The organism is Curtobacterium sp. VKM Ac-2852 (assembly GCF_013205045.1).
GTDB classification, from domain to species: domain Bacteria; phylum Actinomycetota; class Actinomycetes; order Actinomycetales; family Microbacteriaceae; genus Curtobacterium; species Curtobacterium flaccumfaciens.
This window is the reverse complement of the sequence record NZ_JABMLI010000002.1, coordinates 545,999-559,332: the sequence shown is the minus strand read 5'-3', so window position 1 is coordinate 559,332 and position 13,334 is coordinate 545,999. Positions and strand designations below refer to the sequence as shown.

14 protein-coding genes are annotated in these 13,334 nt (G+C 74.1%); 7 read left to right on the top strand and 7 right to left on the bottom strand.

What is annotated here, in order from left to right; all coding sequences use genetic code 11:
- Positions 1-8: 8 nt before the first annotated feature.
- Positions 9-494, bottom strand: a complete 486-nt coding sequence (gene ybaK, locus HQQ79_RS09115; protein ID WP_071244681.1) for a Cys-tRNA(Pro) deacylase — start codon at positions 492-494, stop codon at positions 9-11.
- A gap of 66 nt (positions 495-560) precedes the next feature.
- Here ybaK and HQQ79_RS09110 point away from each other — a divergent pair, with 66 nt between their 5' ends.
- Together HQQ79_RS09110 and HQQ79_RS09105 are read left to right on the top strand one after the other, a co-directional pair.
- Positions 561-854: a hypothetical protein gene (locus HQQ79_RS09110; protein ID WP_173033845.1), complete on the top strand. Its 294-nt coding sequence runs from the start codon at positions 561-563 to the stop codon at positions 852-854.
- A 61-nt stretch (positions 855-915) separates the two neighbouring features.
- On the top strand, positions 916-1,653 hold the full coding sequence (locus HQQ79_RS09105) for a membrane protein insertase YidC (protein WP_173033843.1): 738 nt from the start codon (positions 916-918) through the stop codon (positions 1,651-1,653).
- On the opposite strand, the gene HQQ79_RS09100 is transcribed toward HQQ79_RS09105, so the two are convergent.
- Positions 1,650-1,865 (bottom strand): hypothetical protein, encoded by a 216-nt coding sequence (locus HQQ79_RS09100; protein WP_027465592.1) that lies wholly within the window; start codon positions 1,863-1,865, stop codon positions 1,650-1,652. The two genes, HQQ79_RS09105 and HQQ79_RS09100, sit on opposite strands and share 4 nt — an antisense overlap.
- A gap of 372 nt (positions 1,866-2,237) precedes the next feature.
- Between HQQ79_RS09100 and HQQ79_RS09095 the strand changes: the two genes are divergently transcribed.
- Both HQQ79_RS09095 and HQQ79_RS09090 read left to right on the top strand, forming a co-directional pair.
- Entirely contained in the window at positions 2,238-2,888 is a 651-nt protein-coding gene (locus HQQ79_RS09095; RefSeq protein ID WP_216852350.1) for a hypothetical protein, read from the top strand.
- Between the two features lie 229 nt (positions 2,889-3,117).
- Positions 3,118-4,479: an MFS transporter gene (locus HQQ79_RS09090; RefSeq protein WP_173033839.1), complete on the top strand. Its 1,362-nt coding sequence runs from the start codon at positions 3,118-3,120 to the stop codon at positions 4,477-4,479.
- Between the two features lie 732 nt (positions 4,480-5,211).
- Here HQQ79_RS09090 and HQQ79_RS09085 read toward each other — a convergent pair.
- Positions 5,212-7,293, bottom strand: a complete 2,082-nt coding sequence (locus HQQ79_RS09085; protein WP_173033838.1) for a collagen binding domain-containing protein — start codon at positions 7,291-7,293, stop codon at positions 5,212-5,214.
- A gap of 208 nt (positions 7,294-7,501) precedes the next feature.
- Entirely contained in the window at positions 7,502-7,981 is a 480-nt protein-coding gene (locus tag HQQ79_RS09080; RefSeq protein WP_367948080.1) for an NUDIX domain-containing protein, read from the bottom strand.
- 176 nt (positions 7,982-8,157) lie between these two features.
- On the opposite strand from HQQ79_RS09080, the gene HQQ79_RS09075 reads away from it, so the two are divergent.
- Positions 8,158-9,027: a universal stress protein gene (locus tag HQQ79_RS09075; protein WP_173033836.1), complete on the top strand. Its 870-nt coding sequence runs from the start codon at positions 8,158-8,160 to the stop codon at positions 9,025-9,027.
- Here the strand turns inward: HQQ79_RS09075 and HQQ79_RS09070 are convergent.
- From HQQ79_RS09070 to HQQ79_RS09060, 3 genes are all read right to left on the bottom strand, one after another.
- The gene (locus tag HQQ79_RS09070) at positions 8,984-9,991 is read right to left on the bottom strand and encodes an SGNH/GDSL hydrolase family protein (protein WP_173033834.1); all 1,008 of its coding nucleotides are present in this window, start codon (positions 9,989-9,991) and stop codon (positions 8,984-8,986) included. The genes HQQ79_RS09075 and HQQ79_RS09070 overlap by 44 nt on opposite strands.
- 134 nt (positions 9,992-10,125) lie before the next feature.
- Positions 10,126-10,482, bottom strand: coding sequence for a PRC-barrel domain-containing protein (locus HQQ79_RS09065; protein WP_027465587.1), 357 nt, complete (start codon positions 10,480-10,482; stop codon positions 10,126-10,128).
- A gap of 50 nt (positions 10,483-10,532) precedes the next feature.
- Positions 10,533-11,516 (bottom strand): glycosyltransferase family 9 protein, encoded by a 984-nt coding sequence (locus HQQ79_RS09060; protein ID WP_173033832.1) that lies wholly within the window; start codon positions 11,514-11,516, stop codon positions 10,533-10,535.
- 100 nt (positions 11,517-11,616) lie between these two features.
- Here HQQ79_RS09060 and HQQ79_RS09055 point away from each other — a divergent pair, with 100 nt between their 5' ends.
- Together HQQ79_RS09055 and HQQ79_RS09050 are read left to right on the top strand one after the other, a co-directional pair.
- Positions 11,617-12,174 (top strand): HAD-IIIA family hydrolase, encoded by a 558-nt coding sequence (locus HQQ79_RS09055; protein ID WP_173033830.1) that lies wholly within the window; start codon positions 11,617-11,619, stop codon positions 12,172-12,174.
- Entirely contained in the window at positions 12,171-13,250 is a 1,080-nt protein-coding gene (locus HQQ79_RS09050; RefSeq protein WP_173033828.1) for a glycosyltransferase family 9 protein, read from the top strand. The genes HQQ79_RS09055 and HQQ79_RS09050 overlap by 4 nt, the downstream gene beginning before the upstream one ends.
- Positions 13,251-13,334: the final 84 nt, after the last annotated feature.

Genomic DNA, 13,334 nt, shown 5'->3' with positions numbered 1-13,334 from the left:
GACTCGACTCAGGTCCGCGCGATGGGTGCGGCGACCGCCTCGGTGATCCGCGCGAGGTCCGTCGGTGCCACCTCGACGTCGAATCCGCGACGACCGCCGGACACGAAGATGCTCGCGTACGACAGCGCCGACTCGTCGAGCACCGTGCGGAGCCGGGTCTTCTGGCCGACCGGGCTGATCCCGCCGACCACGTAGCCCGTGCGCTTCTCGGCGAGGGCGGGATCGGCCAGCGTCGCCTTCTTGCCCCCGACCGCGGCGGCGATCGCCTTGAGGTCGAGCCGGTTCGCCACCGGCACGATCGCGACGGCGAGGGTGCCGTCGACGGAGACGACCAGGGTCTTGAAGACCTGCTCCTCGCGCAGCCCGAGAGCGGCGGCCGCCTCTTCTCCGAAGTTGGTGGCGCTCTCGTGGTGCTCGTACACGTGCGGCGTGTACGGGACCCCGGCCGCCTCGAGCGCGACGGTCGCTGGGGTGCTCGGCGAACCTGCGGTCATGCCGTGATCCTCCCCCGCCGCACCTTCCGGTCCTCGACGGCACGCGGGCGTTACGCTGAACGGACCATGACCGCCGTCCTGCTGCTGCTCCGCGCCACCGCCGCGCTGGTGCTCGGCGACCCGGCCACCGGGGTGCTGCCCCTGCTGGCCGTGGCGGCACTCGGGCTGACCGCGGTCGCCGTGACCGTCGTCGTCGCTCGACTGCTCGTCGCGGTGCTCGCGGCCGTCCTCGGGGTCGGATCGGCATCCGTGTCGGATCGGTCGGCGGTGCCCGACCTGGTCACCCGGATCGGGTGGAGCCACCCCGACGCCGACGGCCACGTCCGCTCACGGGCACCGGGGGTCGCGACCCCGGCCTGACCACCGACCGGTGGCCGGGCCGCTCGCGCACCCCGCTGACCCACCACTGATCGGAACCGTCATGGACCTGTCCACCCTGCCCCTCGTCGGCCCGCTGCTGCACGGCGGCGCGGACCTCGTCACCGCCCTCACCGCGGCGCTCTCCCCCGTCGCCGGCTCGTTCGCCGCGGCGGTCGCCGTCGTGCTCCTCACCCTGGCCGTCCGCCTGGTGCTCGTCCCGCTGTCCGTGCTGCAGGTGCGGGCCGAACGGGACCGCCGGCGCCTCGCACCCCGGCTCGCGGCGCTCCGGAAGCGCCACGGCCGCGACACCCAGCGGCTGCAGCGAGCGGTGCAGCAGCTGTACACCGACGAGAAGGTCTCGCCGCTGGCCGGCTGCCTGCCCGTCCTGGCGCAGGCACCCGTGGTGTCGCTCGTCTACGCCCTGTTCACGCACGCCTCGATCGACGGCACCGCGAACGCCCTGCTGGAGGCGACGCTCGTCGGGGTCCCGCTCGGGCACTCGCTCATCGTCACGCTCACGTCGCCGCTCTGGCTGCACGCCTGGGTGGTGCTGGTCCTGCTGGCGGTGCTGGCGGTCGTCGTCGAGCTCAGCCGTCGGTCGAACGCCCACTGGAACCCGGTGCCGGCGCCGGAACCGGGCGTCCCCGGGGCCGCCGCGACCGCCGCCGTGGGTCGGTACGTGCCGTTCATCACGGTCGTGTTCGCGGCGATCGCACCGCTCGCCGCCGCGCTCTACGTCGTGACGAGTGCGGCCTGGACCTACGGCGAACGAGCCGTGCTGCGACGGCTGGTCCGCTAGCCGCCCTGGCCCTCCTGCTGCGGTCCCTGGTCGACCGGGTCGTACTCGGTGCCGCGGCCCTGCTCCTCGTCGGCGGTCGGCACGTGGCGTTCCGTGCCGGCGCCGCCGGGGCTGGTCGCGACGTAGTCGGCCTCGCCGGACTGGGTGTCGTGGCTCAGCGGCTCGAGGGTCTCGGCGTCGGCGTCGTGCTGCGGCATGGGGTCGGTGCTCATGCACCACGCCTACTCCCTCGTTCTGGGTGCGCGCGCACGGCTGCGCGGTGCCACGATGGACCTGTCCACGCGACCGGCAGAGCGGGAGTGCGCATGGCCCACGACGACGTGGCAGCGGAACGGGCACGGCTCGAGGCCGTCGCCTGGGGAGCAGGATCGAGCCCGGCGGACGCGGCGCGCGCCCGGATCGCGCTGCAGGACCTGGAACGCGGACGGCGACCCCGCGCGCGTGCGGTCGCGACGGCGCGGGATCCACTGCCGGGAGGCCCGGATCCGGTCCGCACGTCCGTCCCGTCCGCGACGCGATCGGGTACAGGGCCCGTGCCCGTGCCCGTGCCGGTGCCCGTGTCCTCGCCCGCTGACGCGGCGGTCGTGTCCTTGCCCGCCGGCGCGGCGGCGGTGCCTGCCGGAGCCGACGTGTCGGAGGCGACCGACGGCGGTGGGGGCGACCACGTCGACGACGCGAGGGGCGGTGGCGGGGACGAGCCGGGCCTCCAGGCCGAGCCGACCGGACGGACCCGGTGGCGGCGGTGGTTGTGGACGGAACGACCACGCGCCTGGATCGCGGGCGGCGCGGCAGCGGCGGTGGGCGTCGCGTTCGCCGCCGGGACGCTCGTCGGGACCGCGCGACCGGACGTCGCCGCAGCGCCGAGCGTCACGCCGACGGCGGGGACGATCACGCTCGAACAGCTGCTCGACGTCCCGCAGACGTACGCCGACCAGTTGCCGGGGCCGGTCGCTGCGCCGGTGAGCCTGCACACGACGCGACTGGTATTCACGAACCGGGCGCTCGACGGCGGGACCGCGGAGACACCCTGGAACGTCTGGGCCGGCATCGGGACGGACCGGTCGACGATCTGCCTGGTGGCGACGGCGGACCGCATCGAGTCGTCGACGGCGTGCTTCCCGCGGCAGGCGGCGCTGCACGGATCGGTGTCGATGTCGGCGCAGTCCAGGAGCGGCACGTTGACCATCGAGCTGCGCGGCGGTGGGGTCCAGGGCCGGGTGACGAACGAGTACTGAGCGAGCGACTCGGAGCTGAGTGTTTCGTTGGAGCGCTCCGATGTATTTGCTGGATGCCCTCGCGAGAGTCGTTCCATCGTGCAACACTGGATGAGCGCACTCGTCGTGGAGTCGTACCCACATCATCCACATCCGCCAGCGAGCGCGCCCCGCAGACCCTCCCGGTCACCGCCGTCAGAACGATCGGCATCGTCGCGCGCTCCACCGTGCCTCGGAGGAGGTCAGCAGCGTGTCCACCAACACCACCACCTCGGCCGTGTCGACCCACACGCGGCCGATCACCGTCACCAGCCAGTCGATCGTCGGCATCGCCGTGCTCGGACTGGCCACGTTCTTCGCCATCACCACCGAGCTCATGCCCGTCGGGCTGCTCGGCACGATGAGCGCCGACCTCGGCGTGACCGAGGCCACCATGGGCATCGTCATCACCGTGTACGCCGCGGCCGTCGCGCTCCTCGCGCTGCCGCTCACCGCGTTCACCGCGAAGCTGCCCCGCAAGACCGTGCTCGTCGCCACGCTCGTCGGCTACACCGTGTCGAACCTGATGGTCGCGCTCGCACCGTCCTTCGCCGTCGTCTGTGCCGGACGCGTCGTCGGCGGCGTCGCGCACGCACTGTTCTTCTCGGTCGCCTCGGCGTACGCCACCCGGATCGTCCCGCCGCGGCTGGCCGGGCGGGCGATCGCGTTCGTGTACTCGGGCAGCTCGCTCGGGTTCGTGCTCGGCGTGCCCGTCGCGACCTGGGTCGCGCAGCACATCGGCTGGCGCCAGGCCGTGTTCTCCGTCGGTGTGGCCGCAGCGGCACTCGCGGTCGTCGCCCTGCTGTTCCTGCCCGCCGTCCGCGGTGCCTCGTCGCCGCACATCGGGTCGCCGAAGGCCTGGGCGCGCACCGGACTGCTGTCCGTCGTGATCGCCGACATGCTGCTGTTCGGCGGGCACTACGTCGTCTACACGTACATCGGGCCGTACGCGATCGACGCGGGGCTCGACGCCGGCATGGTGAGCGGGGCACTGCTCGTGCTCGGTGGCACCGGTGTCGTCGGGCTGTGGCTCGCCGGCATGTTCGTCGACCGTGCGCCCCGGCAGACGCTGATCGCCTCGGTCGCCGTGATGGTCGTGGCCTTCGCGACGATGCCGTTCGTGCACGGCTCCCTGATCGGGACGATGGTCGTCGCCGGGGTCTGGATGGCCGCGAACGGCACGACCGGCACGCTCTTCATGGCCGCGGCGATCCGTGCCGGAGGCGTCTCCCCCGACATCGCCGGGGCGCTGGTCAACGGCGCGTCGAACATCGGCATCGCCGGTGGTGCGGCGTTCGGCGGGCAGGCCCTCGGGATCGTCGGGCTGCAGTACCTGCCGTTCGCCGGTGCCGCGGTGCTGGTCGGGGCACTCGGGGTCGTCGTGCTGGCGCGTCGCGGGTTCCCGGTGCACACGCACACGCAGGAGCACCTGTCGACCTCGTCCATCGAGGCCATCACGTCGTCGCTCGCGGTCGTCACCACGTCGGTGCCGGTCGTCGGGCGGGCGATCCAGACGGTCACGGGGTCGATCGGCGTCGTCACGGGTTCGGTGCGGCGGCCGCGGACGCGCTAGGAGCCGGCGGCGGTCGGGGCGTCGACCCGTCACGACTTGCCGTTGGCGGGGCGTCGGGGGTGCTTGAACTGTCGTCGGCGGGGGCGGCGGGCGACGGTTCGTGACCCCTCGGCGTACCCGCGGCGGCGTGTTGTGCGGCTGCGGCGGACGCGCGCGGTGCCCGGGCCTCGAGTGGTCACGACTTGCCGTTGGCGAGGCGTCGGTGTCGCACGAACTGTCGTCTGCGGGGGCGGCGGGCGACGGTTCGTGACCGCTCGGCGTCCCCGCGGCGGCGTGTTGTGCGGCTGCGGCGGACGCGCGCGGTGCCCGGGCCTCGAGTGGTCACGACATGCTGTTGCCGGGGCGTCGGGGGCGCTCGAACTGTCGTCTGCGGGGGCGGCGGGCGACGGTTTGGGACCGCTCGGCGTCCCCGCGGCGAAGTGTTGTGCGGCTGCGGCGGACGCGCGCGGTGCCCGGGCCCCGAGCGGTCACGACATGCCGTTGGCGAGGCGTCGGGGGCGCTCGAACTGTCGTCTGCGGGGGCGGCGGGCGACGGTTCGTGACCCCTCGGCGTCCCCGCGGCGGCGTGTTGTGCGGCTGCGGCGGACGCGCGCGGTGCCCGGGCCTCGAGTGGTCGCGACATGCTGTTGCCGGGGCGTCGAGGTCGCACGAACTGTCGTCTGCGGGGTAGGCGGGCGACGGTTCGTGACCCCTCGGCGGACCCGGGCGGCGTGTCCTGCGCCCGCCGCTCGGTCAGTCCTGCAGGTGGTCCGTGCGGCGGCGGTTGCGCACCGCGCGGTAGGTCAGCAGCGCTGCACCGAGCAGCACGAGCACCCCGGCGGCGATGAGTCCCGGGCCGAGGTCCGCGCCCGTGTAGGCGAGCGGTCCACCGTCCCCCGCATCGCCCTGGCCCGAGACCGGCGCGGAGCCGGAGCCCGACCCGGCGACGGGGCCGGTCGGGGCCGCCGAAGGAGAACCGCTCGGCGACTCCGACGGCGACGGTGCGGGAGCCGGAGCCGCCGCAGCCCGCACCACGAACGCCAGCGGCGTCGCAGCCCCGGACTCCGGGGTGACGACGGTCGCCGTCTCTGCCCCCTCGACGTCGACCGAGACGGCGTACTCCGTCGTGGGCTCCAGTCCGGTCAGGTCGAACGCACCGTCGTCGTCCGTGACAACCGACACGGGATCGCCGGACTGCGGGTCCGTCGGAGTCGCGACGACCTCGACGTCGGGAGCGGGTTCGCCGTTCGTGTCGACGACCGTGCCGGGCTGGTCGGTGGTGACCTCGGCGGCGGGGGCTGCGGAGGCGAACGGCAGGTCGGACGAAGCACGCTCGCCAGCGACGGCCGGCACACCGGTGTTCGACGTCGCCCCGGTCGCCCCTGGCTCGGGTCGTTCGGTCCGGACGGTGTACGTGCCCGCCGCGGTGGCGAAGACGTACCGACCGTCAGCGTCGGTCTCCGTCGATGCGACCACGCCGCCCGTGCCGTCGACGAGTTCGACCACCGCTCCAGCGGGCACGGGTGAACCGTCGAGCGAAATCACACCGGCGACCGTCGCGACGACGGCGGCCGGGGCTTCGACCTCGTCGGGGACTGCCGGTGCCGCGTCGTCGTCGCCGGTGGTGATGGTCACGGGCGGCTCGTCGGCGACGGACACGTCGAGGTCGGTGTCCGCCGGCAGGTCCGAGCCGGTGTAGACGCCGTCGCTGTTCGTCGTCGTGTCGACGAGGACGTCACCGGTGACCGGGTCGGTGATGACGACCTCGAGGTTCGAGACCGGTCGGCCGTCCTCGTCGACCACGGTGCCGATGACCGACACGGTGTCCTCCGGCGACGTGAACGCGAAGTCGGCCTGCTGGTCCACGCCGCCCGGCGAGCCGGTCTGCGCGAGGGAGACCCGAGCGGGCTGGTCAGGGCCCTCGGCACCGTCCGGCGGGGTGATCTCGACGCGGTAGTTCGCGATGACCGGCAGCTGCGGGAACGCGTAGGTGCCGTCGGCGTTGGTCGTCGTCGTGTACACGGTGCCGCGCGGGGCGGTGACGCGGACGATCGCCCCGGGGATCGGCGCTCCGTCGAGGGTCGCCGTGCCGGTGATCGCGGCGGTGCGGTTGGCGAACCAGGTCTGGTACACCGGGAAACCGCTGCGCTGCTGGTACGTGATCGTCAGGCTGGTGAGCGAGACGGTCGGCGTGAACCACGCCGTGGCGCCGGCGGTGTCGACCGCGCCGGTGTTGCCCGTCAGGGTCCGGGTGGCGGGGTCCCAGGAGGGCAGGTCCCGCCCGGTCGTGCCGTCGGGGTCGGCGGTGCACGACGGTCCTCCGGCGACGGCGGCCGAGCACGAGTTGTAGGAGCTCACGTAGCCGAGCTGCTCCGCGGTCGCGGCGCCGCCCCCGGAGACGGTGGCCGAGATGGTCGCCCGATCGGCGTCGACGTCGCCGAGCACGAACGACCAGCTCTGGGCGCCCGGTGTCGGCTCGGCGAACGTGTAGGTCGTCGTCGATGCGCCGGACGTGGGCGAGTCGACGTTCGGCCGCTGGTTCACGTAGGTCTGGCCGCGGCTCGTCCCGTAGACCGCGCCCGACGGGGTCGACGCCGACTGCCAGGTCGATGCCCCGCTGACGACGGTCGACTGCCGGGAGTCCGACGTGAAGGTCGTCTCAGGGAAGCCTGCGAGCGTCATCGTGCCGGTGTAGGCCCGGCTCGCTCCGCTGAGGGTGAAGGTCCCCCAGTTGCCGACCGGCTCGGCCGACGCACTGGTCGCGCCGCCGATCGCGAGTCCTGCTCCGAGTGCGAGGGCCGTCAGCCCAGCTGTGATCGCGCGCCAGCGCCGCATGTGTACTCCCATGGTGTGGCGCCGGAGAACCCGACACCCCCTCAGACTATCCAGTGGGCGCGGCTCGTGTCCGGGGCACGACACGAGCAAGAAGGTCCCGACGAGTGGTCAGGACCTGCTGCGCGCCGATCGCCGAGCGGCCGAGAAGTGTGGCCTGGAGGACCGCCGGACGACAGTTCGTGACCGCTCGACCGACACGAGCGGCGCGTCAGGAACCGCCAGCAGCGCGACCCAGCGCGACCAGGGCGTCGAGCGCAGCGACCTGCCCGGCCACCACCAGCTCCCGCGCCTCGTCGAGGCCGACCCACCGCGCGTCGTCCACCTCGGGCACCTCGACGAACCGACCGGACCCGCGCGGCAGCTCGAGCCGCACGGTGTTGCTCCGCACGGTGTCGACCGAGAACCCCGACGCCCGTGCCGCGAAGACCCGCACACGCTTGCCGGACGCCTGCCGGAACTCCCCCAGGTCGGTCAGGTCCGCGGCGCTCACCGGTGCGGGCACGCCGATCTCCTCCGCGAACTCGCGCAGCGCGGTGCCGAGCGGCTCCTCGCCCGCCTCGACCAGCCCCTTCGGGATCGACCAGCCACGCGGCCGGTTCCGCCAGAACGGTCCGCCCATGTGCGCGAGGAAGACCTCGGGCCCGGACGGACCGGCCCGGTGCAGCAACAGTCCGGCGCTCACGACCACGCCCCGAGACTACGCAGACCCGGCCGGGAGGCCCGGATCACCACACACACGCCGCGCACCACCCGACGGGCCCGGTTCCACCGCCGGTTCCCCACGTCGGCGCCGGGAGTACCGTGTGGCGCACGGAGCGCCGTGTGACGCCCCCGGAGGACCTGCGATGGAGGAGGCCGATCGGGATGGACGAACGATGGACGACGGTGACGCTGGCCGCGGACGCCGCGATGCCGCACGACGAGGCGCTGCGGTGGATCGCCGCCCGCGCGGACAGCGGGATCGAGCGGATCCGGATCATCGGTGCCGACCCGGCGATCGAGGGCCCCGGACCGGTCGCCGACCGCCTGGCCGAGGCAGCTCGAGCCGCCCTGCCCGGAGCGACCGTCGAGGTGCACCGGCACGCCGGGCCCTTCGCCAGTGCCCTGGTCGAGGAGTCCGACGGCGGAGACCTCCTGGTGATCGGGACCTTCCGGAGCCGACGGGGTTCGACCGCCGGCGGCGACCCGGCGCGGGTCGCGGTCCGCGCGGCCGTACCGACCGTGATCGTCCCCGAGGGCCCGCACCCGATCGACGGCGACGTGGTGCTGGCGGTCGAGGAACCCATCGACGAACGGGCCGTCTCGATCGCCGTCGCCGAGGCAGTCCGGCTGCACCGACGACTGACACTGCTCAGGGCATGGGAGATGCCCGTGCTGACCCGGACCGGACTCACCGACTTCGCCGAGGACCCCCTGCGGTGGCGCGCCCGGAACGCCGAACTGCTGCAGCGGGTCACCGAGGACCTGACCGCGCGGTTCCCGGCGGTGCGGATCCGGCCGCTGCTCGTCGAGGGACACCCGGGGCACGCCATCGCATCGCGCACCCGGCGGGCGTCGCTCGTGGTGCTCGGACGGGGCCACGTGCGGGTGCTGTCCGGCGCACTGCTCCACGACGTCGTCCGTGAGACGGCGGCACCGGTCTGCGTCGTCCCACCGGCGGCCCACACGGACAGCGCGGGGTCCGGACGGGTCAGCCGGCGAGTTCCCGGATCGCGTCGGCCATCTGGTCGGTGAGGTACGCGACTCCGCGGCCGTTCGGGTGCAGGGCGCCGGCCCGCAGGTCGATGCGTCGCAGGTCGCTCGAGCCGGTCAGGCTGACACCGGCGACGTAGCGCTCGTCCCGCGGGGCGCAGGCCGAGTGGGCCTCGGTGCGTTCGAGGACGTCGACGAACCGCACCCCGGCGGCGTCGGCGGCGGATGCGGACACGGCGTCGAGCTCCTCCTGCACACCGTGCAGGTACGCCACGTCGTCGTCGGTGAACGGGAAGGTGTCCGAGGGGAACGACCCCGCGAGCGTGCCGAGGTCGAGCGCCGAGCGGAAGCAGCCCTTCGCGGGGGTGTGCTCGGCGTCCGGGAAGATCGCCGGGTACCCGAGGAACACGACGACGGCGTTCGGCGCGGCCCGTTGCACCGCTGCGAGGGTGTCGGCGATCCCGAGCGCGACCCGCGACCGGATCTTCAGGCTGAGCTGGTCCTCACCGTCCTGCACGAGCGTGCTCTTGCACGACGGCGCGTCACGTCCGGAGAACACCGGGCCGTCGGCCGAGATCGCCAGGCACGACGCGGCCGTGCCGAACAGGTCCGCGTCGTTGCCGCCGATGGTCAGGGTCACGAGCCGGGTGCGCGAGGACAGCGACTCGATCTGCGGGGGGACACCCGTGAACTGGTGTCCGGTCGTGACGTCCTCGCTGGTGGCGCCCGCACACGTGACGTCGGTCAGGTCGAGGCCGAACCGTGCCGCGAGCCGGTGCGGGTAGTCACGGGCCGACTGCACGCACGCGCTCGTGGGCAGCCGGGTCCGGTCGCCGAGTCCGTAGCCGGCGGAGTACGAGTCACCGAGGGCGACGTACTCGCTGCCGGGCGGGAGGTCGGCGAGCGGCTCGGTCGGGTCGTCCGGCACCGGGTAGGGCTGCGGGACGGGCCACATCGGCGCGGCCGACGCCCGTTCCACCGGCCCCGGTGCCGCGACCCCGGCCACCACCAGCCCGACGACGGCGACCGCCGCCAGGGCGGCGAGCAGCGTCGTACGGGCGGTGCGGAGCAGTTGCGGCCTCCGGGCGGGTGCGGCGGATCGGTCGGTCGGGTGGGGGCGGTCGGTGGGGCGGGACGGGCTCAGCGGCGTCCGAGTCGGCGTTCGCCGCCGCTGCCGGTGCGGTACTCCAGCCCGTAGTGCTGGAACAGCTCGGGCTCGGTCGCAGCGTCGAGCTCCCCGTCGGTCGAGATCGACGGGGCGTCCTTGACGAGCTTCTTCGGGAACGTCACACGCAGGTGCTTCGGGGCGACGGTGGCGCCGAACAGCGGGACGAACACGAGCTTCTGGAACCCGACCATGCCGGTGGTCAGGGCACCGAACGCCGGCTCGGACGTCGCGGTGTCGTAGTAGATGCTCTCGAGCGTGCCGACCTTGTCGTCGGCCTCGTCGACGACGGGCAGACCGATCCAGTCACGGATGTTCGCGGCTTCGAACACGAAGGACTCCCTCCGAGCGTCCGGCAGGTCCGGGTGGCTCTCGGTCGACGCTACCGCCCGGCCGCCTGAGCGGTCACCCCGAGCCGGTCCACCGCGGCCAGCACGTCGTCCGGGGTCACGGCCAGGATCGCCGGGTCCGGGTCCTCGGCGAAGACGTCGCCGCGACGGACCGAGGCGTCGGTGAGCACGATGTGCGGGCCGGTCGACGGCGGGCCCCACGCCTCGGGCGGTGCCGGGCCGAACAGCACGACCGAGGGCACCCCGTAGGCGGACGCCAGGTGCGCAGCGCCCGTGTCGACCGTGACGACGAGTCGCGCCGCGGCGATCACCGCGGCGAAGGCCTGCAGGTCCAGGGTGCCGGCCAGGACCGCCTCCGGCGCCAGGCCGGCCGCGTCGGCGACGGCACGGGCGCGCACGACGTCGTCCGAGCCTCCTGTCAGGACCACGTCGGCACCGCGCGCCCGGAGCCCGCGCACCACGTCGGCGAAGCGGTCCGTCGGCCAGTGCCGTGCACCGTGGAAGGCACCCACGTGCACGACGGCCGCGTCGGCGACCACCGGCGGCTCGGCGGGGCGGTCGATGTGCACCTCGGTCGCGTCCGCGGGGATGCCGTGCCACGTGAGCAGGTCCGCCCAACGGTCGCGCTCGTGCACGTCATCCGGCCACTCCGGGCCCTCGTAGTCGTGGGTCGGGTCGGCGTGCCCGATGACCCGGCGCGGGGCGAGCGCGGCGACGAGGTCCGAGGACTCCGGGCCGGCGCCGTGCAGGTTGAAGGCGATGTCGACGGCACCGTGCGGCACCGCGATGGGGTGGTCGAGACCGTGCTGGGCCAGGTGGACGTCCACCGCCGGCACGAGTTCGACGACCGGCGCCAGCCACGCCGTGGTGGCCAGGGTGATGCGGTGGTCGGGGAACGCGCGGCGGAGCGCGTGCAGCGCGGGGACGGCGACGAGCAGGTCGCCGAGCTTGATGGCACGGAGGACGAGCAGTTCCGGGCGTCCGTCGGGGTCGGGCAGGTTCTCGAGGGCGGTCACCGCCGCGACGGTAGACCCGACACGCTGACGGTCCTGCCGGGACCGCGCTCCGCGGCTCTTCCTGGGGCGGTGCCCGGCCGTCGACCGGTAGTCACGGAGCATGGCCCTCGCACCGGACCGCGTCATCCGCGGCCTGCTCCTCGACCGCGACGACACCCTCGTGGTGGACGTCCCGTACAACGCCGACCCGCACCTGGTCGTCCCCGTCCCCGGTGCCCGGCGCGCCGTCGAACGGGCACGTGCCGCCGGGTTGCAGCTCGGTGTCGTCACGAACCAGTCGGTGATCGCGAAGGGCATGGCCACGCGCGAACAGGTCGATGCCACCAACGCCCGGGTCGACGAGCTCGTCGGCCCGTTCGACGTGTGGTGCGTCTGCCCGCACGACGCCGGTCACGACTGCGCGTGCCGGAAGCCCCGGCCCGGGATGGTCCTCGACGCCGCTGAGCGGCTCGGCATCCCGCCGGAGTCGATCGTCGTCGTCGGTGACATCGGCGCCGACGTGCAGGCCGCGCGGAACGCCGGCGCGCAGGGGATCCTCGTGCCCACCCCGCGCACCCGCCGTCAGGAGATCGACGAGGCCGACACCGTCGCCGCGGACCTGGACGAGGCCGTCACCCTGGTGCTCGAGCACGTCGGCAGCGTGGCGGACCGGGCGTGAGCGCCGGTCGGCGCGTCCTCGTCGCCCGACTCGACTCCTTCGGCGACGTCCTGGTCGCCGGACCCGCGGTCCGCGCGGTCGCCGCCGGTGCCGCGCACGTGACGATGCTCTGCGGACCGCAGGGGGCGCCGGCCGCCGACCTGCTGCCCGGCATCGACCGGGTGCGGGTCTGGGCGGCACCGTGGGTCACCGAGACCGCACGCCCGATCGACGACGCCCTGCTCGCCGAGTTCCGCGCGCTGGTCGCCGAGGAGCAGCCCGACGAGGCCGTCGTCCTGACGTCCTTCCACCAGTCGCCCCTGCCCCTCGCGCTGCTCCTGCGCCTGGCCGGGGTCCACCGGGTCTCCGGGGCCTCGGTCGACCACCCCGGGTCACTGCTCGACGTGCGGCTACGCCCCGGCGAGGACCTGCCCGAGGACCTCCCCGAGCCCGAGCGCGCGCTGCGGATCGCCGAGGCGGCCGGGTTCCGGCTGCCGCCGGACGACGACGGGAGGCTCGCGGTGCGCCACGACGCCGTCCTGCCCCCGCCCGTGGCCGGCCTCGACCGCTACGTGGTCGTCCACCCCGGAGCCAGCGTCCCGGCACGGTCGTGGCCGGAGTCCCACCACCGTGCGCTCGTCGCCGCCTACGCCGAGCGCGGCCTCCCCGTCGTCGTCACCGGCTCCCCCGGCGAAGGCGCGCTGACCGCCGCCGTGGCGGGTGACACCGGCATCGACCTCGGCGGCCGCACCAGCCCCGCCGAACTCGCGGCCGTCCTCGCCGGCGCCGAGGTCGTCGTCGTCGGGAACACCGGTCCGGCCCACCTCGCCGCGGCAGTCGGAGCGCCCATCGTGAGCCTGTTCTCGCCCGTCGTCCCCGCCGTGAAGTGGGCGCCGTACGCCCCGCTCGTCGAACTGCTCGGCGACCAGGCCGCACCGTGCCGTCTCAGCCGCGCTCGCGAGTGCCCGGTCCCCGGCCACCCGTGCCTGTCCGGAGTGCGCATCGCGGACGTCCTGGAGGCCCACGGACGGCTCCTCGACCGCGTTTCGCGGACTGATCCGAGAAGTCTGCGGGGCGGCCCAGAAGGCGCTGCGTAGCGTGCGCCACTGCTTCTCCTGCTCCTTCTCCTGCTGCTCCGGCAGCGGCGGGGAGCGAGCCCATCGACACCGACCGGAAGGCCC